Here is a 20,850-nt window from a genome sequence, read left to right as displayed (position 1 = left end):
GGCTACGACGATGATGCACCGCAATGGCAGCGAGCGTTCCACAGGTCGTGGATTACGCAAGCTGCAGAGGATGACCATGCCTTACGCAAATCTCGAACCCGCGGTCATGGGGTGGATACCCACTTCGACCAGAAGCTCGCAGTCCGAGGTGAGACGCATCGCAATCCTGCTGTACGACGGCTTTTCGCTCCTGGGCGCCGGCATCGTCGCCGAGGTCTTCCACATGGCGAACGAGCTGTCGTCGGCGAAGGGCCGGGCCGAGTGCACCTATGACGTGCGCTTCCTCTCGGTCGAAGGCGGCAACGTGGCGTGCTCGTCCTCGGTCAGGGTCTGGACCGACGGGCTCGATGCGCGCCATTACGGCGGCTTCGACGCGCTCTTCGTGGCGGGCGGCAAGGGCGCCGACGACGCGGCCGGCGACGAACGCATCATCGAATGGGTGCGCCGAGTTCATTCGAAGACGACGGTCGTCAAGTCGATCTCCGAAGGCCGTAAGGTGCTGGACGCGGCGGGTATTGGCAACGCGCACGAAACCCATGCGCGCTACGGGTCGTCGACGATGATCCACGTCGTGCGCGACGAGCAGGCGAGCGAAGCGGGCGACCGCTATGAATCGATGAAGGGCGCGCTCCTGATCGTGAAGCGCGACCTGGGACTGGACGTATCGCGTGGCGTGGCCGAACGGCTGATGCCGGGGTCCGCCGCGAAGCTGGTGTCGCTGCTCGGCGACAGTGGCGCGGCGACCGCCGGCGACAAGATCCGGGCGGCGGCGCGCTGGCTGCAGGACAACTGCGAGCGGCCGATCTCGGTGGTCGATGCCGCGCAGGTCGCGGCGATGAGCGAACGCAACTTCCTGCGCCGCTTCAAGATCGAGATGGGCATCACGCCGTCCGACTATCTGCTGCAGGCGCGGCTTGCCGTGACGTGCGCGCTCCTGACGGATTCGGAGCTGCCCGTCGACAAGATCGCCCGCAGGAGCGGCATGGGCAACGGCGACCGGCTCGCCAAGATTTTTCGCAAGCGCCTTCTGATCTCTCCGACCGAGTACCGGATGCAGAGCAGGCGCGATTCGAACGGCTGAGGCCGCTCAAGGCAAGGCGGCTTAAGGCAATTTATTTTCGCCGGCCGGGAGCGAAACGCGCCCGGCGGCACACCGTTTCGAGCGGTATTCAGGCGGAGACTTTTTCCGCGCAACGCAACATCCAGCAGGCAGGAGCCCGACGATGACGAAACACGATACGCAGGCCAAGGACGCAACCGGTTACGAGGGTGGGGTGGGGGTGGACGCAGCAGGCTCGGCCAGATTGGCCGAGCCATGCCGCTCGCTCGTGCCCGTGATCCTTGCCGGTGGCTCCGGCACGCGTCTGTGGCCGATGTCACGCGAGCAGTTTCCGAAGCAACTGATCGGCGTGGTCGGTCCCGACTCGCTGCTCCAGGCAACCGTCTCCCGCATGAAGGGCTTTCCCGGCGACTGGCAGGTCGCGGCCGAGCCCATCATCGTATGCGGCGAGGAACATCGATTCACCACTGAAGAGCAAGTGCGCTCGAGTGGCGTTGCGGCGCGCATCATCGTCGAGCCCGCCCGGCGCGACACGGCGCCCGCGCTGACGCTGGCCGCAGCGCTCGCCTGCGCCGATGGCCACGACGCAATCATCGTCGCGATGCCGGCCGATCATTCGATCGCCGACATCGACGCGCTCCACCGCGCGATCGACATCGCCGCGCAGCATGCCGAAGCGGGTGCCATCGCAACGCTCGGCATCCCGCCGACGCGCCCGGACACCGGCTTCGGCTATATCCACCTGGGCGGCGCGCTGGACGCAGGCGCGCATCAGATCGACCGCTTCGTCGAGAAGCCGGCCGCCGAACTCGCGGCGCAATACGTCGCCGCCGGCACGTACTGGTGGAACAGCGGCATTTTCGTGGTGCGCGCGAGCGTGTGGCTCGCGGCGCTCGAACGCCTCCAGCCGGAGATGCATGCAGCGTGCGTCGCGGCCGTGAAGGAAGGACGCACCGACGGCGCCTATCTGCGCCCCGATGCAGACGCATTCGGCCGCTCGCCGTCCGATTCGATCGACTACGCGGTGATGGAGCACGTCGGCACGGCGAATGCGCCTTGCGCGGGCGTCGTGGTGCCGCTCGTCGCGGGCTGGTCGGACCTGGGTTCGTGGGACGCCGTCTGGGACGCGATGGAGAAGGACGAATCGGGCAACGTGGCCGCGGGCCGCGTCGTGTTCGAAGGCGCGACGTCGAGCTATGCGCGCTCGGAAGGCGGACGCCTCGTCGCGTGCGTGGGTACGACCAACATCATCGTGGTGGAAACGGACGATGCGGTGCTCGTCTGCGACCGCTCGCGCGTGCAGGACATCAAGGGTCTCGTCGCACGCATCCGCGAAGAGCATGCGCCGGAAGCGGAAGCGCATCGCAAGGTGCGCCGGCCGTGGGGTTTCTACGACTCGATCGATCACGGCGACCGCTTCCAGGTGAAGCGCATCGTGGTGACGCCGGGCGCGCGCCTCTCGCTGCAGATGCATCACCACCGCGCGGAACACTGGACCGTCGTGTGCGGCACGGCGCTCGTCACGCGCGGCGAGGAGCAGTTCCTCCTGAGCGAGAACGAATCGACGTACATCCCGCTCGGCGTGACGCATCGGCTTGAAAACCCGGGCAAGGTGCCGCTCGAAATCATCGAAGTGCAGTCGGGCTCGTATCTCGGCGAAGACGACATCGTTCGCTTCGACGATACATACGGCCGTAGCTGAAGTAGCTGAACACACAAAAAAGACGGGACACGCAGCACGGCAGGGACACGGAGGAAGCGGCGGTTTGCGGTTCGTCATCGGAAAAGCAGGACGGGGAGAATCAGGATGCGCGATTTACAGGGACTACTGGCGCGGATATTCGACGTCGCAATGATCATCTGCGGCGCTGCTATCGCGTCGCAGATTCGTTTCGACAACATCGAGGCACATCGCTTCTACGTGGCGTTCGTCGCGTTCGCGGCCGCGTTCTCGCTCGCGCTGTTTCCGTCGTTCGGCGTGTACGAATCGTGGCGCGGACGCTCGAAGATCGTGCTCGCGAGCCAGGTGTCGCTCGCGTGGCTCATCGTGCAGGCGTGCGCACTCGTGCTGATGTTTTCGCTGCACCGGCTCGACTACGTGTCGCGGCTGTGGTTCGCGTACTGGACGGCGATGTCGGGCGGCTTGCTGATCGCCGGGCGCCTCGCCACGCATGCGGTCCTCGCCCGGATGCGCAACGCCGGCATGAACCTGCATTCGGTCGCGGTCGTGGGCTGCGGACGGCACTGCGAGTCGATCATTCGCAAGATCGACCGCTCGCCCGCCTCGGGCTTCCGCGCCTCGGCCGTGTGCAACGCGACGCCCGAAGCCGGCCCGATCAACACCCGCGTGCCGGTCTTCGAAGACATCGTCTCGTTCGTGAATTTCGTGCGCACGCAGAACGTGAACGAAGTCTGGCTCGCGCTGCCGCTCTCGCATGAACGCACGATCCTCAAGTACGTCAACGAATTCCGCGACGACCTGGTGAACGTGCGCTTCATCCCCGATGTGCGGAGCCTTGCGCTCTTCGAATCCGGCGTAACGGATTTGCTGGGCGAAACGGCGATCAACCTGGTGGCATCGCCGCTCTCGCCGAGCGCTCTGCTGCAAAAGGAACTCTTCGACCGCGTGTTCGCGGCCTGCGCGCTGCTTGCCGTCTCGCCGATCCTGATCTGCATCGCGCTCGCGATCAAGCTCACCTCGCGCGGACCGGTGTTCTTCAAGCAGCGCCGTAAGGGCGCGGATGGCCGCGTCTTCCAGATCTACAAGTTCCGCTCGATGCGAGTGCATACCGAGCAGGCCGGCGTGGTTCGCCAGGCAACGCGCAATGATCCGCGTGTCACACGTGTGGGGGCATTTTTGCGCCGCACGAGCCTCGACGAACTGCCGCAATTCTTCAACGTGCTGCGGGGTGACATGTCCGTCGTTGGTCCGCGTCCGCACGCGCTGGAGCACGATGATCTGTACCAGAAGGTGGTATCGGGATACATCCATCGTTATCGGATCAAACCTGGCATTACCGGCTGGGCACAGATCAATGGCTTTCGCGGCGAAACGGATCGCATCGAAAAAATGGAGGGACGCGTCGCACACGATTTGTATTACCTCGGGAACTGGTCGTTCGGCCTCGACATGAGAATCATCGCCGCAACGATCTTTAAGGGATTACGCCACACCAACGCTTACTGATGCAGGGGACGACCAATGCTCATTCAAAAACAACCAAGTACCACGTCGCTGACCAACAACAACCGTGGCACGTCCGGATTCCGGCTCGGCACACTCGCCGCCGCAGCAACGCTGTGCGCGCTCTTCGCAGGCTGCGGCCTGGCGCCGGGCATGCGCATGACGTCGCCGCCGACGCTGGTTGAAACCAGCAACGACGCCGGCGATCCGGCGACCGAAGTCAACATCCCGATCACGCCGATCGATCTGTCGCTCGTGCGCAAGATGCGTGCGCAGCCGGCGTCGACCGGTCCCGATCCGCTCGCGAGCCTCTTCGGCAAAGCGGGTTCCTACGCGCTCGGCGTGGGCGACGTGCTGCAGATCACGGTGTGGGATCACCCTGAACTCGTAGCCGCGCTCGGCCAGCCGAACCCGAACACGCGCACGGCGGATGCCGCACCTGGTTTCGTCGTCGATGCGGACGGCAACCTGCAGTTCCCGTACGTGACGAAGCCGCTGCACGTCGCCGGCAAGACCGCGGAACAAGTGCAGCGCGAGCTGTACAAGGAACTGTCGAAGGTGTTTGTGAAGCCGCAGATCACGGTGCGTGTCGCATCGTTCCGTTCGTCGCAGGTCTACATCGACGGCGACGTGCGCGCACCGGGCTCGCAGACCTTCAACGACATCCCGATGACGCTGACCGAAGCGATCGGCCGTGCGGGCGGCTTCGCGCCGAGCGCCGACCAGAGCCGCGTCACGCTGCTGCGCGATGGCGCCACATACACGATCAACATGGCGGCCATGACGCAGAAGGGCCGCAGCCCCTCGGACATCGTGCTGAAGCCGGGCGACTCGCTGCGTATCGATTCGCGCGAAGAGAACGGCATCTACGTGATGGGCGAAGTGAACAAACCCGCCACCGTGATCCCGATGAAGAACGGCAAGCTCACGCTTTCCGACGCGATCTCGCAGGCAGGCAGCTTGAACCAGGAAACGTCGAATCCGAAGGAAACGTACGTGATCCGCAACGGCCAGAGCGACAAGCCGGAGATCTATCGCCTGGATGCGCGCTCGCCGGTTTCGATGCTGCTCGCCAACAACTTCGAGCTGCAACCGAAGGATGTCGTTTATATCGATAACAGCGGCCTGGTCCGATTCAGCCGCGTGCTTAACCTGCTGTTGCCGGCAATCAATGCTGGTTTGACCGCAGCCATCGTCACGAAGTAAGCCGTTCGCACGGCGCGCGCATTTCGCGCGCGCCGCCCAATGCGCAGTTCAGAACGTAGTTCAGAACGAGTGAGCGACACCATGGCCATGAACTTTGATACACGATATTCGGATGTATCGTCGGGGGACGAGTTACGGTTATCGGACTATCTGGCTGCCGTGCTCGGCAACTGGAAGCTGGTAACGGTTGTCATGTTGGCGGTCATCGCATTGGGCGCGGCCTACGCGTTCCTCGCGCCTCCGACGTATCGCGCGGACGCCCTGATTCAAACGGAAGAAAGCAACGCCGGCGGCAATAACAACAACAACGCAAACGCCAACGCAGTCCAGACCGTCTCGCAGATGTTCGACGCCAAGTCGACCACCGCTGCGCAGATCGAACTCCTTCGCTCGCGCCTCGTCGTCGAAGACGCAGTGCGCCGCATGCACCTCGACATCATCGCCACGCCGCGCTACTTCCCGTTTGTCGGTGGCCTCGTTGCGAGCGCGTTCGCAGCTTTCGACAAGCCGATCCCGGCGGGCTACATGTCGCGCTTCGCATGGGGCAGCGAGCAGATCCAAGTGCCGCTCTTCGATACACCGAAGGAGCAGTACGAAAAGACTTTCACGCTCGTCGCCGGAGAAAACGGCACCTACGTGCTGAACGATCCGAACGGCATCGCGATCCTGACTGGCAAGGTCGGCCAGGAAGTGTCGGGCACGAGCTCGATAGGTCCCGTGAAGCTGAAGGTCGAGAAGCTCGTCGGCGCGCCCGGCTCGCAATTCGAGCTGCAACGCTTCTCGACGCTCGGCACCATCGACGCGCTGCAAAAGCGCCTCACGGTGACGGAAACCGCGCTGCAGTCGGGCATCATCAGCGTGAGCCTCGAAGGCGGCGACAGCAAGCAGGCCGCGGCAATCGTGAACAGCATCGCGCGCCGCTTCACGCAGCAGGACATCGAGAAGCGTTCGCTCGAAGCCGAGCGCACCCTCGCGTTCCTCGACCAGCAACTGCCCGAACTGCGCAAACAGCTCGACGCAGCCGAACAGCGCTACAACACGTTCCGCAATCGCCAGGGCACGGTGGATCTCAGCGAGGAAAGCCGTCTGCTGCTGCAACAGATCGTCGATAACAAGACGAAGCTGAGCGATCTGCAACAGCAACGCGCCGAACTGTCGCTGCGCTTCACGGCGAACCATCCTTCGGTGCAGGCGCTCGATGCGCAGATCGCGTCGCTCGCCGGTGCGCAGACGCGTCTCGGCAAGAGCGTGTCCGTGCTGCCCGATACCGAGCAGACCGCGCTGCGCCTCCTGCGCGACGTGCGGGTCAACACCGAGCTCTATACGAACCTGCTCAACAGCGCGCAACAACTGCGCATCGCGAAGGCAGGGCAGACGGGCAACGTGCGCGTCGTCGACTTCGCCGAAGCGGCCGACGATCCCGTGCGTCCGAAGCGCCTGATCGTGATCCTGATCAGCGCGGGTGTCGGCCTCGTGCTCGGCATCCTGGTGGCGTTCGTTCGCAAGGCGCTGTATGGCGGCGTCGAGCGTCCGGAAGACATCGAGCGGCAACTGGGCGTGCGCGTCTTCGCGATCGTGCCGCGCAGCAATACGCAACTGCGCCTGCAACGCAAGGTCGGCCAGCGCACCGAAGGGCTGCACGTGCTCGCCGCGCAAGCGCCGGAAGATGCAGCGGTCGAAGGCATTCGCGGGCTGCGCACGTCGCTGCAACTGCAACTGGAAGACGCGCGCAACAACGTCGTGATGCTGACGGGCTCGCGTCCCGAAGCCGGCAAGTCGTTCCTGTCGGTGAACCTCGCGACGCTCGTCGCATCGACCCGCAAGCGCGTGCTCCTGATCGACGGCGACATGCGCCGTGGCGACATCCACTCGCATTTCGGCGTGCGTCATTCGCCGGGCCTCTCTGACGTGCTGATGGGCGCGGACGTATCGAGCGCGATCCTGCGCGACGTGCTGCCGGGCGTCGACCTGATTACGAAGGGCTCGCTGCCGTCGCACCCGTCCGAACTCCTGATGAGCGACCGCCTTGGAGAAGTACTCGACGAACTCAAACACCTTTACGACCTCGTCATCGTCGACACGCCGCCTGTCCTCGCGGTCACTGATGCCACCGTCATCGGCAAGCATGCCGGCACGAGCTTGCTCGTCGTGCGTCACGGCAAGAATCAAGTGCAGGAAATCGGCGAAACGATGAAGCGCCTCCATCACGGCGGCGTGAACATGAAGGGCGTCCTCCTCACCGACGTCCCGCAATCGAAGATGCTGATGGGCAGTACCTACGCAGGCTATTACGGATACGAAAGCATCTCCGAATAACGATGCTGGCGGACACAAGTTCGGCGCGTGTCCGGCACGCGCCTTCTCGGCATGGCAAACAGGCGAGGTAGACAATGAACCGCAAAGTGGCTTTGATCACCGGCATCACGGGGCAGGATGGATCGTATCTCGCTGAGTTGCTGCTCGCAAAGGGCTACGAGGTACACGGCATCAAGCGCCGCAGTTCGCTTTTCAACACCGACCGCATCGACCATCTGTATCGCGATCCGCATGATCCGGACCAACGGCTCTTCCTGCACCACGGCGACCTGACCGATTCGACGAGCCTCCTGCGCATCGTCCAGCGCGTGATGCCCGACGAAATCTACAACCTCGCGGCGCAGAGCCACGTAGCGGTGTCGTTCGAAGAACCGGAGTACACGGCGAATGCCGACGGCATCGGCACGCTGCGCATCCTCGAAGCGATCCGCATCCTGGGACTCGAAAAGAAGACGCGCTTTTATCAGGCATCGACGTCGGAACTCTACGGTCTCGTGCAGGAAATCCCGCAGCGCGAAACCACGCCGTTCTATCCGCGCAGCCCGTATGCGGTTGCGAAGCTGTATGCGTACTGGATCACGGTGAACTATCGCGAAGCGTATGGCATGTACGCGTGCAACGGCATCCTGTTCAACCACGAGTCGCCGGTGCGCGGCGAGACGTTCGTCACGCGCAAGATCACGCGCGCGATCGCACGCATCGCGGTGGGCATGCAGGACGACCTGTATCTCGGCAACCTGTCAGCGCTGCGCGACTGGGGCCATGCGCGCGACTACGTCGAGATGCAATGGATGATGCTGCAGCAGGAGAAGCCGGAAGACTTCGTGATCGCCACAGGCGTGCAGTACAGCGTGCGCGACTTCGTTCAGCAGGCGGCTCTTGAACTCGGCGTTCACGTGCGCTTCGAAGGCGAAGGCGTGGATGAAGTGGGCATCGTGGATCGCGTCGAAGGCCGCGAAACGAAGCTCGCGCAGGGCCAGGTGATCGTGCGCGTCGATCCGCGCTACTTCCGCCCGACCGAGGTCGAGACGCTCCTCGGAGATCCGACGAAGGCGCACGAGAAGCTCGGCTGGAAGCCGGAGACGTCGTTCTCGTCGCTCGTGAAAGAAATGGTTCGCTCGGACTTCCAGATCGCACGGCGCGACGCGCTCGTCACGCTGGCAGGCTTCAAGGCTCTCGAACATCACGAGTGAACCATGGACAAGAACGCACGCATCTTCGTGGCGGGGCATCGGGGGATGGTCGGGTCCGCGCTGGTGCGGCGGCTCGCCAGCGCGGGCTACCGCAACATCGTGACGCGCACGCGTGCGCATCTCGACCTGACCGATCAGGGCGGCGTCAACCTGTTCTTCGAGGAAGAGCAAATCGATGTGGTGTTCCTCGCGGCGGCGCGCGTCGGGGGCATCTATGCAAACTCGACGATGCCTGCGTCGTTCATCTACGAGAACCTCGCGATCGAAACGAACGTAATCCACGCGGCGTCGCGCTGGAACGTGCCGAAACTGATTTTCTTCGGCTCGTCGTGCATCTATCCGAAGGCCTGCCCGCAGCCGATCAAGGAGGAATATCTGCTCACCTCCGCGCTCGAGCCGACCAACGAGGCGTATGCGATCGCGAAGATCGCGGGCCTGAAGATGTGCGAGGCCTACAACCAGCAATACGGCACGAAGTTCGTGTCGCTGATGCCGACGAATCTCTACGGCCCGAACGACAACTACGATCTGCAAAGCAGCCACGTGCTGCCCGCGCTGATCCGTAAAGCGCATGAAGCGAAGCTGCGCGGCGACGGTGTGCTCGAAGTGTGGGGCTCGGGCACGCCGTGCCGCGAGTTCCTGCACGTCGACGATCTCGCCGATGCCGCGACCTTCATGATGGAAAGCAACGTCGCCGAGGGCGTGTTCAACGTCGGCGTCGGTGAGGACCTGACGATTCGCGAGTTGGCGCAAACCGTGTGCCGCGTGGTGGGCTTCGAGGGCGAACTCGCCTTCGATGCGAGCAAACCCGACGGCACGCCGCGCAAGCTGCTCGACGTATCGAAACTGGAGCAGATGGGCTGGAAGGCTTCGATCGCACTGGAAGACGGCATCGCCGCAACGTATGCGGACTTTCTCGCGCGGTATGAAGGGCTTTCACAGACGGCGGTCGCAGCATGAGCACGCACCTGAACGCGGACGTAAAGCGTCCCACTTCCAGGGAAGCCAAAAAAATGACTTCGTCGGTCACGATTTTTCATAACGTCGTCTGGTCTCGCCACAAGGGCGCGGTGCTCTCCGCGCTGCACAACATCTCGGGGTCCGGTTCGATCCGCTATTCGATGGTGCAGATCGCCGATACGGAGCACGACCGCCTCGGCTTCTCGGATGTCGATTATTCGTTTCACCGCTATCCGATGAAGAAGCTCTACAACGGATGCTATGAAGACGTGCCCACCTGGCGCATGACGGCGCGCCTCACGTGGGAGGTACTGAAGGCCAAGTCCGATCTCGTCGTGCTGCCGGGTTATCACCGTCCCGAGTACTGGGCGATGATGATTGCGTGCATCGTGACGGGCAAGCGTCGCGCGGTGTTCTGCGATTCGACCGGCCGCGACCGGCCGCGCCGCATGCTGACCTCGATTCCGAAGCGCGTGTTCTTCTCGCTGTGCGATGGCTACTTCGCGTTCGGCACGCGCAGCCGCGAGTACCTGATGTCGCTCGGCGCGAAGCAGGACAAGATCTTCATTCCGTGCCAGGCCGCGGCGCTGCCGCGCTCGTTCTCGCCGGAGACGGCGATTGCGGACCGCCTGCATTACCGCAAGGGCGGCGCGCCGGTGTTCGTGTTCGTCGGGCGGCTGTCGGAAGAGAAGGGCATCGGCACGCTGCTCGATGCATTCGCGGGCGTGAAGCAACTCATTCCCGCGGCGACGCTGCGTATCGTCGGCACGGGTCCGATGGGCGATCAGCTCAAGCAGAAAGCCGTCGATATCGGTCTCTCCGATTCGGTGCATTTCCTCGGCAGCCTGCAGGATGCGCCGCTCTCGCGCGAATATTTCGGCGCCACCTGCATGGTGCTGCCGAGCGTGAGCGAACCGTGGGGCCTCGTCACGAACGAAGCGCTGAGCCACGGCTGCCCGGTTATCGTGAGCGAGAGCTGCGGCTGCGTGCCGGAACTCGTGATCGACGGCGTCAGCGGTTACGCGTTCCCCGCGGGCGACGTTCCGGCGCTGCAACGCACGATGCTCAAAGGTCTCGAAGCATTCGCGGATACCGAGAGTGTCGCGAGACGTTGTGTCGACGTGATCAACCACTTCGATCCGCCGTCGGCTGCGGCGAACATCGCGCGGGGCTGCGCGCTGATGCTGAATCATTGATTTCCTCTATAGGAGAACACGCGGCACCGCAACACAGAAAGGCCATGCGGATGCGGTACCGGTCCGCAGGGCGAGCGCCGGAAACGTCCCGCATCACGATGCTCGGGAGAAGGCGCGACAGTCGGGCGAGGGACCATATGAAAATTCTTATCTACGGGCTCAACTACGCGCCCGAGTTAACGGGAACGGGTAAATACACGGCTGAAATGGCCGAGGCGCTGGCCGCACTCGGTCACGACGTGCGCGTGGTGTGCGCGCCGCCGTATTACCCGGAATGGAAGGTCGCGGAAGGCTTTTCGGGCTGGCGCGGATGTCGCGAGACGCTGCGCGGCGTGCAGCTCTGGCGCGCGCCCTTGTGGGTGCCCAAGCGTCCGAGCGGCCTCAAGCGGATCCTGCATCTCGCCTCGTTCGCGGCGGCTTCGCTGCCGGCGATGATGTCGCATCTGCGCTGGCGTCCGCAGGTCGTGATGACCATCGCCCCGAGCCTTTTGAACGCACCCGCAGCGCTTGCGATTTCGCGCGTCACGGGAGCGCAGTCGTGGCTGCACATCCAGGACTTCGAAGTCGATGCCGCCTTCGACCTGGGCCTTCTCAAGAACGAACGCGCGGGCCGTGCGGCACTCGCCGTCGAGCGCTGGCTGATGCAGCGCTTCGACGTGGTCTCGTCGATCTCGGAGAAGATGATCGGGCGCGCGGCGAAAAAAGGCGTCGCGATCGCGAAAACGTTTCACCTGCCGAACTGGGTCGATACGACGGCGATCTTTCCGCTCGATCGGCGCAGCGAGTTTCGTCGCGAGCTGAACATCGGCGAGCATACGATGGTCGTGCTCTATTCGGGCAACATGGGCGCGAAGCAAGGGCTCGAAGTGCTTGCCGAGACGGCGGCGCGGATGGCCGATCGCGAGGACATCGTGTTCGTGTTCTGCGGCAACGGCGCGACGAAAGCGCAATTGCAGACACGCTGCGCGACGCTGCCCAACGTCCGCTTCCTGTGCCTGCAGCCGCTCGAACGCCTGAACGAACTGCTCAATCTCGCGGACATGCACGTCCTGCCGCAACGCGGTGATGTCGCGGATCTCGTGATGCCTTCGAAGCTGACCGGCATGTTTGCGAGCGCGCGTGCGGTGATCGCGATGGCGCAGCCCGGCACCGAACTCTTCGATGCCGTGACGACGCGCGGTGTCGTCGTGCCGCCTGAGAACGTGGACAGGCTTGCCGAGGCGATCGAGATGCTCGTTGCCGATCCTGAGTTGCGCGCGAACTTCGGCGCGGAAGGGCGGCGCTTCGCGCAGGAGCGGCTGGCACCGCTCGCGGTATTCACGCGGCTGGAAGAGAAGCTGACGGAACTCGTCGAGACTCAGCCTTCGACGGATGCCGCCGATACGCGGACCGTCGATGCCGGCGAGCGTCCGTTCGCCAAGGTCAGCGAGCGGACGGTGATCCTGCGTGTGGAAAAGGTGGACTGACGTTCAGGGCGCTGGCCGTCGGCCAGCGCTTTTCCGATGACGATGTTCCAGCCGCCGAGCACACTATCGTGCCCCTGACGCAACGGCATGTCCCAACTCCCTCACCAGGGCGACTTGTAAATCTCCCTCGGCTTCGCGGGCGCAACCGGCTTGCCGCCCGGCGATTGATAGAGCGCTGCCGCCGCGCCATCCGGCGTCAGCTTCGCATCGCGGTTGCGCGCAAGCGGCCGCAATTGCACGCGGCCGCCTTGCGGCACCATGCCGTCCTGCTGCGCGAGCATCTTTTCGGTCGGCGTAGAGGGTTGCGTCGTCTGCCCATTGGCATTCGCGCCACGCTTGCCGTTCGTGGGCGTGCCGTAGGGGTCCGCGTAGGTTCGCGGGCCGCCGAGCATGTCGAGCTCCGCCGCGTTGCCGCCATCGCCGAGCGGCGCCGCCTGCACGCCCTGCGCGCAGAGCAGTGCAGCAGGCAGGCAAAGCGCCGCGATCAGCGGATGAAACGTCGAACGAATCGTGCGTGCCATGTGGTGCTCTCCAGTGCGTGCTTGCTTGAATCGATGGTGTCGCCGGGCCGTTTCAGCGCCGGGATGCTTTCACGTCAGACGATGCGCGCGACCCTGAAAACAGCATATTCCGAGTCCCCGGCTGCTACCGCCAAAAGTCTTTCCCGTGCGGCCATTCGTGCTGTAGCGCACGCGGGCTGGCGCACGCTTCGCAGATAATCGGATCACCAAAGGTCGGTTCAAGTGACCAATCAGAGGCGACTTGCCCGTCAAGAAACGTCCCTTAAGTACGGTGATAGAGAGCATTCGCAAGTGCATGATTCGCGCTGCGGCGCGGGGCACGGTAATCACGCGGGGATCGGGCAAATGGACAGGGCAATTGGGGAAGATTGCGTCGGCCACGCAGGCGGCACCGAAAGTGCGCCGCAGAGTCCGAGCGTCGGCGCGCCGGGCAAGGTGATCGATCTGTCGCTCGCCGGCCCCGGCAACTTCGTCGCCAAACGCGGCTTCATTACCGAACTCGCGTGGTTCTTCCTTGAAGCGTGCATCATCAACAACAAGCTAATCCCGGTCTCGTTCGTGCGCGTCGCGCTGCTGCGTGCATTCGGCGCACGCATCGGGCGCAACTGCCGCATGCCGCATCCGGTCCGCGTGAAGGCGCCGTGGAATCTCGAAGTCGGCGACAACTGCTGGTTCGGTGTCGATGCATGGATCTACAACCAGACGACGCTGCGGATCGGCTCGAACGTTTGCATCTCGCAAGGCGTATTTCTCACGACGGGCTCGCACGACGTGGCGGGCAACATGGACCTGAAGGTCGCGCCGATCGTCATCGAAGACGGCGTGTGGATCACGTCGAAATGCGTCGTACAGATGGGCGTCACGATCGGCCGCTCGGCCGTCGTCACGCCGATGTCGGTCGTGCACCGTTCGCTGGAAGCGGAAGGCGTGTACGGCGGCAATCCGGTGCGGTTCATCAAGAAGCGCTTTACCGCTTGAGAAGCTGCATCGCCTGAATGCATCGCTTAAGTGCATGGCTCACAGTTCATAACAAGCAATCACGGATGCAAACCGCGGTCAAAGGACGGGCGCATCCTTGTCGCCATTTCGGGGTGACGGAAGAGACGAATAGCTTGGCTGCACAGGCTGCCAGTTTGGCGGACCAGCCATTTCTTCTGGGCCGAATATTCTTGGGGGACAACGCACGTGGGTTCTCGCTGCCGCGCGCAAGCCACGCTTGTATCGCATGCATCGCAGGGAACCGATGACGACGTTCGAATCCTGCACGAGTCCTGCCGCATCGAGCGGTATCGAAGGGACAGTGGCGGGAGTCGGCGTTTCGATTGTGGATCGCGACAGCGGACGGGTTCGATCGAGGGAATCGGTCATGAACCGGGCGAATCGCTGAGCACGAGAGAGAGGGAGCACGGGGCATGTTCATCGACAGCCGAAGAGTAGAAGATCGGGCAGTCATAGAGACCACGGTATGCATCATCGGCGCGGGGGTGGCGGGGATCACGCTCGCTCGCGAAATGGAAAAGCTGGGCATCGCCACGTGCATGCTCGAAAGCGGCGGACTCAAGCCGGATTCGGAGACGCGCGATCTGTATCGCGGGGAAAACGTCGGCGTGCCATATGAGTTCGCCGACGGCTGCCGCAGCCGCTATCTCGGCGGCAGCAGCAATTGCTGGGGCGGCTGGTGCCGTCCGCTCGATTCGTGGGACTTCGACAAGCGCGACTGGGTGAAGGACAGCGGCTGGCCCTTCGGCCTCGACGAACTGCGCCCGTACTACGCCCGCACGCATGCGCTGCTCAAGCTCGGCGAGAACAACTTCGAGCCGGCGTACTGGGAAGCGGCGATTCATCGTAACGATGTGCGGCGTCATCCGTTCCCGAGCGGCAAGGTGCGCGACACGATCTCGCAGTTCAGCCCCCCGGTGCGCTTCGGCAGGGAGTATCGCGAGGATCTGGAAAAGGCGCGGTACGTGCGCGTTTTCTTGCATGCGAACGCGCTGAACATCGATACCGATCGCGCGGCGAAAGAGGTCACGCAGATCGAGGTCGGCACGCTCTCAGGACGACGCTTTTCGATGAAGGCGAAGGTCTTCGTGCTGGCGACGGGCGGCATCGAGAATGCGCGGCTGCTGCTCTCGTCGAACAAGGTGCAGGCTGCGGGTCTCGGCAACGGCAACGATCTCGTCGGCCGCTACTTCATGGACCATCCGCGCATCATGTCGGCGAAGGTGAACTTCAAGAAGCAGTGGGCGCGCAACAAGCTCTACGACATCAAGTATCACTACCAGAACACGGCCGTCGCGGCGCACGGGACGTTCATCTCGTCGCAGTTCGCGTTGACGAAGGACGTGCTCGAACGCGAGAAGCTGCTCAACGCGCGCTCGTGGTTCTACTCGGTGTTTCGCGGCGAAAACACGAAGGGCTCGGAAGCGCTGATCCGCTGCAAGCAGGCGCTGCTCGGCAAGGACCAGCCGGGCTGGAACTTCTCGTCGGACGTGATGCAGATGATGGCGCATCCGGTCGATACCGCGTGCTTCGGTCTCGCGCGGCTGTTGCAGCCGCGTCCGCTCATCACCGAGGTGAAGATCCAGACGATCGTCGAAGCCGAGCCGAACCGCGACAGCCGCGTGACGCTCTCGGACAAGAAGGACAGCCTCGGCCTGAATCGCGTGAAGGTGGACTGGCAGGTGACGGAGCTGGTGAAGCGCACGTTCGATCGCACGGTCACGCTGATCGCGGAAGAACTGCAGCGCGGCGGTGTCGCCGATGTGGAGCTCGATGAACCGCTCGAAGGCAAGCCGTGGCCCGCGCAGCTCGAAGGGACGTGGCATCACATGGGCACGACACGCATGCACGATTCGCCGAAGGAAGGCGTCGTCGACCGGAACTGCAAGGTGCACGGCATGAGCAACTTTTATATTGCCGGCAGTTCGGTGTTTCCGACGGTAGGCGCGAACTTTCCGACCATCACGATAGCCGCGATGACGCTGCGTCTGTCCGAGCACATCGCGTATGCGTTGAAAAGCGCAGACGCCGGCGCGACGGTGACGGCTATCTCAGCCGGTGAACATCCGCAGCAGGAAGAGCCGTTGCCGTTCGCGGCATCGACGCTGCACATGCCTTCTGATCTGGCGCTGGAGATGGGGAAGAAGTAAGAACGAGGAAAAACCCGCCTCGGCGGGTTTTTCGCTTTAATGACGCTCAACGCTCAACGCTCAACGCTCAACGCTCAACGCTCAACGCTCAACCGAAGCGGTCCGCGGTCGCTCCGCGTACGCAAGGTCCCGATTTAACGCGCATTGCCGCAACACGCGCACAAGATCATGCGACATTGCATCGACCGTGAAGCGCTTCGTGAAAGTCGCGAGCGCTTGCGTGCGCATCTTCGCGGCATCGGCGGGGGGCATCGTCAGCCAGGAACGCAGCATGTCGGCCGCGCCCTCGACCGTATCCGTCCCGACGATCCCCGCGCCGTCCGTCTGCACTTCGCGCCAGATGTTGACCTTGTCGGAGATCAGCACCGGCAGCGAGCATCCGAGCGCTTCCGCCACCGCGATCCCGAAGTTTTCCTGATGCGACGGCAACGCGAACGCATCGCTCGCATGGAACGCGCCCCACTTCATGTCGCCGGCGAGCATGCCGCTCCACGTGATGCGATCCGCGATACCGAGATTGACCGCGAGCGCCTGCAATTGCGCTTGCCATTCGCCGCCGTCGGGGCCGGCCATCACGAGGTGCGCTTTCGGATCGAAATCGCGCACGGACGCGAACGCCTCGATCAGCAGATCGCAACCTTTCTTCTCATGAATGCGGCCGAGAAAGAGGATCAGGCGCTTGTCCGCAAGCTGCGGATACTGCGCGAGAAAATGCGCGCGCAGTGTGGGGGCGTCGGTCGGCGGCGGATTCGTGCCGAACGCGACGACTTCTTCGTTCGCGTGATACAGCCTGAACGACTGCCGCGCCAGCACGCGCTCTTCCTCGGCGGTGAAGAGGACGCGCTCGGCATCGCGCAGCACGCGATACTCGGCCCACGGCCAGTAGAGCCATTTCTTCAGATGCTTGAGCGGATACGTGCGCTTGAACCACGGATCGAGCATGCCGTGCGGAAACACGTAATAGGGCACGCCGATACCGCGCAGCGCCTTCCACGTCCCGTAGCTGTGGTACTGCCAAAGACCGTTGACGATCACCGCATCGAAGCGCGCCGCGTGTTCGCGCAGCCACGGCACGAGGCGCGGGCACAAGCCGTAGTTGCCCTTCGACGGACCGAGCGCATGCACCGTCAGCGGAAACGCCGCGAGCGCGGGCGTTTGGGGATCGTCGAGGGTCACGACTTCGACTTCGTGACCCATCGACTTCAGGCTGAGGCCGCTCTGGCGAACGCCCTCGGTGGGGCCGCCCGCGCGAGGGTCGATGGTCGACAGCAGATGGAGGATCTTCATGTGCATTTGCCGGTCAGTCTCTCATCAAGGCGTCGCGCGGGCTGCATCGTGTCAGGCTATGTCAGGCGAGCGGCGCGAGGGTACTCGTGCCGGAAGGCGGCTTCTCACGACCATGATCATGCGTGAGCGACGGTGCCGCCGCCGGATGCGGCGGGAGAAGCTCAGGATCGTCCTGTAGTTCGTGCGGATTGTGCGGGCGCATGCCGGGGTCCATGGGGCCGAGGTCGTGGCCGAATATCGGATGGCGCTGCATCGCGGGGTCGCTGGCGGCGCGAAGGCGCATCGCGTGGGCGATGCGTGCGTAACTCGCGACCAGCAGTCCGAGCGCCACGCCGAACACGAGGCCCGAGAAACGGTTGCCGAGCGGATTGCCGCCCACCGACGTCGCGGGCAGCGCGGCGAGCACGAGCAGCGCGCGCCCGAGCACCGGCAGATACAGCACGTCTGGCGCGCTGCGTCGCCATGCGCGATACGCCTGCGAGCCGCGCCAGAGTGCGAACAGCACGGCGAGCGGCAGCCCGATGCCGAACAGGATGCCGCCCGCGAAGAACTGATAGACCCAGAAGTTATGGCCGGCCGCCCATTCCTTGATTGCGTAGAAATCCTTCGCGCTCATCTGGCCGGCGAGTTCGGGCAGATACGTGGGCGAGTAGTGGTAGTTGTGACCGTAGCCCATGCCCGCGAGGAGCGATACCGTCGACGACGTCGTCTGGTCGTACTGGTCCTTCATTTCGGCGAGACGCGTGACGGTCGTCGGATCGCGGCCCGATTCGGTCGCGGACGAAAAGAAGATGCGCTGCGTCCAGTGTTCGGCGACCGTCGGGAAGAACGCGGCGGCGGCGAGAGTCATGCCGCCTAGCAGCACGCCGATCATCACGGCACGCGCGCTCGACTTGATCAGGCTCTTGAGCGAAGGCGACGCGATCCAGGTCGCGAACGCGAACAGCAGCACCGTGCCGACGAGGAGACTGCGCGTCACGCTCAGCAATTCGATGACGATCGTCACGAGAAAGAGCACGACCGATACCTTCGTCAGCCGTTTCGCGACGACGAATTCATGCAGCAGCAGCCCCTGTAGGCAAAGGAACGTGACCGACACGATCCGGAAGCGCACGTTCTCAAGGCTGCCGCCCGTCGCCATGCCGTAGGCGAAGCTGAAGAAAAGCGAGACGACCATCGACCAGAACATGATCTTTTCGATCTGTTCGAGGCGGTCCTGATTCCACGGATGGCAGGCGACGAAGTAGCCGAGCAGCATCAGGAGAAAGGGCAGCAGCACGCGCAGGTAGTTGCCGAAGTCGTTGCCTTGCAGAACCTGCGTGACCGCGCTGCCGACGATCGTCAGGAGCAGTGCGGCGGTGACGAACTCGCGGAGTTTCGAGCGGCGCGCGAAGTGCGGCGCGATGAGCAACAGTGCGATGCCGCCCGCGACGGCCGGAAGTACGAGGAGAACCTGCAGAACCTTGCTGCCCGTTTCCGCGCCCTTGAAGTCGAGGGCGAGAGGGAACAGGAACATCCACATCCAGAACAGGGCGTACTTGTTGCGCATGTCGATCTCGCTCGTGACTACTGGTCTTTAAGCTCTTCGTGGCGACTGCGAAGCCGCTGCATACCCTTGAAGACCATTGTCGCGCCTCGCGCGCCGGCAGTCACGGCCCTCTCCGGGTACCCCCGTATTTGTGAGTCGAATATAGCAGCGGCATAAAGTGCACGCCTTCGCGGCGGCGCCTAAGAACTAGCGTTCGGCGCGAAACGACAGACTCCCATGTGCGCCACGCCACGCATCGTCTCGCGGGCCTGGAGCACACTGCGGGAAATGTTGCAGCGCCGACACCCGGCGCATCCGATGTCGGCGAACGACCGGATGTTGGCGGATCGAAACGCCATTCCCGGCAGAAGATTCATAGGCCGGAAGAAGACGCGCAACAAGCGCATTTTCGCGCGTTTATTTCGTATGAGCGTGCGTCGTGCCGGGGAAAAACCGGCGCGTGTGGCGTCCGCTCCACAGCAGCGGGTTCGTCATGTAAAAGGTCCCTTACAGCGCTGCTTCGAGCGCAACGAGGACCGTGGTCAACGAGACCTTCGCAACGAGGGGGAACGCATGGGCTGGTTCGGCGCTTCACGCACTCAGTCATCCAGGCAGGCACCGGCACCAGGACCGGCCCGCTCGATCGAACTCGATTTCATCCGCGGAATCGCCATCATCGCGGTGATGGGCTATCACTTCCATTCGTACCCGACGGGCAGCGCAATCATCGCGGCGATCGAGATGCCGCTGAAGAGCTTCGGCCACGAAGGCGTGAACCTGTTCTTTACGCTCTCGGGCTTTCTCGTCGGCGGATTGTTGTTGAAGCAATACTCGCAGGACGGACGCATCGATGCGGGCCGTTTCATCGTCCGGCGGATGTTCAAGATCTGGCCGGCGTACTACGTGCTGATCCTCTTTCATGTATTTGCGGGACGCCATCCGACGAGCACGTTCCTCGTGCAGAACTTGACGCACATGCAGAACTATTTCGGGTCGTCGATTGCGCAGACGTGGAGTCTTGCCGTCGAGGAGCATTTCTATCTGTTCCTGCCTGTGCTGCTGATCGGCTTCGCAAGGCTCAAGCTGAGAGCCAACGCGATTCTCGGCGTGCTTTTCGCGATCTGCATGCTCGTGCTCGTCGCGCGCAGCGCGGCGGTCGCGAATGGCGACTTGAACGGGACGTTCTTCTATACGCAGTACCGCATCGACAGCCTGCTTTTCGGCGTGATGCTCGCCGCGATCTACTGGATGAAGCCCGCCGCATACCAATGGCTCGCCGTGCGCAAGAAGACGCTGATCGCGACGGTCGTGCTCCTCGTCGCGTGGCTCGTGTTCGGCACGCGCAGCGTCGCGCTCGACCAGAGCATCGGCTATACGATCCAGGCTATCGGCTTCACCGCGCTCATCGTGCTCACGCTCGAATACTCGGGATCGATTCGCGGATCGCGGATCTATCGCGGGGTCGGCTGGATCGGGCTTTATTCGTATGGCATTTACTTGTGGCATTCGCTCGCGCTCGCGCCCGGCGACATCCTGATTCGCAAGGCATCGGCGATGGGGCTGCCAGCGATTCCTTCTTGGTTCGCCATCATGGCGGCGCAGTTCGCGATCGCGACAATCGTCGGGTATGTGACGACGCGCGCGGTCGAGTTTCCGTTTCTCCGGATTCGCGATGCGCTGTATCCGGCGAAGCGGAAGCGTCCGATCGAAGTGCCTGCGGCGGGGCATGTTTCGTGATGTAAGTCGCTCTTCGCCAAATGCAAAAAGCGGCGCACGTGCGCCGC

The 20,850-nt window shown here is 63.5% G+C and carries 15 protein-coding genes; 12 read left to right on the top strand and 3 right to left on the bottom strand.

The annotated features are described in order from the left end of the window. Positions 1-76: 76 nt before the first annotated feature. The 9 genes from AWB67_RS10905 (at position 77) to AWB67_RS10865 (ending at position 12,581) form a co-directional block, all read left to right on the top strand. Positions 77-1,081 carry a GlxA family transcriptional regulator gene (locus AWB67_RS10905; protein ID WP_087656253.1) on the top strand — a complete coding sequence of 335 codons (1,005 nt, stop codon included), beginning with the start codon at positions 77-79 and terminating at the stop codon, positions 1,079-1,081. 142 nt (positions 1,082-1,223) lie between these two features. After that, positions 1,224-2,762 carry a mannose-1-phosphate guanylyltransferase/mannose-6-phosphate isomerase gene (locus tag AWB67_RS10900; RefSeq protein ID WP_087656252.1) on the top strand — a complete coding sequence of 513 codons (1,539 nt, stop codon included), beginning with the start codon at positions 1,224-1,226 and terminating at the stop codon, positions 2,760-2,762. A gap of 105 nt (positions 2,763-2,867) precedes the next feature. Further along, positions 2,868-4,247, top strand: a complete 1,380-nt coding sequence (locus AWB67_RS10895) for an undecaprenyl-phosphate glucose phosphotransferase (RefSeq protein WP_087656251.1) — start codon at positions 2,868-2,870, stop codon at positions 4,245-4,247. Between the two features lie 15 nt (positions 4,248-4,262). Then, positions 4,263-5,450 (top strand): polysaccharide biosynthesis/export family protein, encoded by a 1,188-nt coding sequence (locus AWB67_RS10890; protein WP_087656250.1) that lies wholly within the window; start codon positions 4,263-4,265, stop codon positions 5,448-5,450. Between the two features lie 81 nt (positions 5,451-5,531). Then, complete coding sequence (locus AWB67_RS10885) at positions 5,532-7,766, top strand: polysaccharide biosynthesis tyrosine autokinase (protein ID WP_087656249.1); 2,235 nt, start codon at positions 5,532-5,534, stop codon at positions 7,764-7,766. 74 nt (positions 7,767-7,840) lie between these two features. Further along, a complete protein-coding gene (gene gmd, locus AWB67_RS10880) occupies positions 7,841-8,959 on the top strand; it encodes a GDP-mannose 4,6-dehydratase (protein WP_087656248.1) in 1,119 nt (372 codons plus the stop codon). A gap of 3 nt (positions 8,960-8,962) precedes the next feature. Next, on the top strand, positions 8,963-9,919 hold the full coding sequence (locus tag AWB67_RS10875) for a GDP-L-fucose synthase family protein (RefSeq protein WP_087656247.1): 957 nt from the start codon (positions 8,963-8,965) through the stop codon (positions 9,917-9,919). Positions 9,920-9,972: 53 nt separating this feature from the next. Then, the gene (locus AWB67_RS10870; protein WP_087656246.1) at positions 9,973-11,115 is read left to right on the top strand and encodes a glycosyltransferase family 4 protein; all 1,143 of its coding nucleotides are present in this window, start codon (positions 9,973-9,975) and stop codon (positions 11,113-11,115) included. Positions 11,116-11,252: 137 nt separating this feature from the next. Then, positions 11,253-12,581: a glycosyltransferase WbuB gene (locus AWB67_RS10865; RefSeq protein ID WP_087656245.1), complete on the top strand. Its 1,329-nt coding sequence runs from the start codon at positions 11,253-11,255 to the stop codon at positions 12,579-12,581. 101 nt (positions 12,582-12,682) lie between these two features. Here the strand turns inward: AWB67_RS10865 and AWB67_RS10860 are convergent, their stop codons facing one another. Continuing rightward, complete coding sequence (locus AWB67_RS10860; protein ID WP_087656244.1) at positions 12,683-13,102, bottom strand: hypothetical protein; 420 nt, start codon at positions 13,100-13,102, stop codon at positions 12,683-12,685. A gap of 345 nt (positions 13,103-13,447) precedes the next feature. Between AWB67_RS10860 and AWB67_RS10855 the strand changes: the two genes are divergently transcribed. Both AWB67_RS10855 and AWB67_RS10850 read left to right on the top strand, forming a co-directional pair. Next, the gene (locus AWB67_RS10855; protein ID WP_087656243.1) at positions 13,448-14,080 is read left to right on the top strand and encodes a DapH/DapD/GlmU-related protein; all 633 of its coding nucleotides are present in this window, start codon (positions 13,448-13,450) and stop codon (positions 14,078-14,080) included. Positions 14,081-14,514: 434 nt separating this feature from the next. Next, entirely contained in the window at positions 14,515-16,251 is a 1,737-nt protein-coding gene (locus AWB67_RS10850) for a GMC oxidoreductase (RefSeq protein ID WP_087656242.1), read from the top strand. A gap of 81 nt (positions 16,252-16,332) precedes the next feature. Here the strand turns inward: AWB67_RS10850 and AWB67_RS10845 are convergent, their stop codons facing one another. Then, positions 16,333-17,538, bottom strand: a complete 1,206-nt coding sequence (locus tag AWB67_RS10845) for a glycosyltransferase (protein ID WP_087656241.1) — start codon at positions 17,536-17,538, stop codon at positions 16,333-16,335. A 61-nt stretch (positions 17,539-17,599) separates the two neighbouring features. Further along, on the bottom strand, positions 17,600-19,087 hold the full coding sequence (locus AWB67_RS10840; protein WP_087656240.1) for a hypothetical protein: 1,488 nt from the start codon (positions 19,085-19,087) through the stop codon (positions 17,600-17,602). Between the two features lie 552 nt (positions 19,088-19,639). On the opposite strand from AWB67_RS10840, the gene AWB67_RS10835 reads away from it, so the two are divergent. Further along, positions 19,640-20,803 (top strand): acyltransferase family protein, encoded by a 1,164-nt coding sequence (locus AWB67_RS10835; protein ID WP_087656239.1) that lies wholly within the window; start codon positions 19,640-19,642, stop codon positions 20,801-20,803. The last annotated feature ends 47 nt before the right edge of the window (positions 20,804-20,850 follow it).

Source organism: Caballeronia terrestris, from assembly GCF_001544515.1.
GTDB classification, from domain to species: Bacteria; Pseudomonadota; Gammaproteobacteria; order Burkholderiales; family Burkholderiaceae; genus Caballeronia; species Caballeronia terrestris.
The sequence above is the reverse complement of the archived record's forward strand: the minus strand, read 5'-3'. Positions and strand labels throughout refer to the sequence as shown.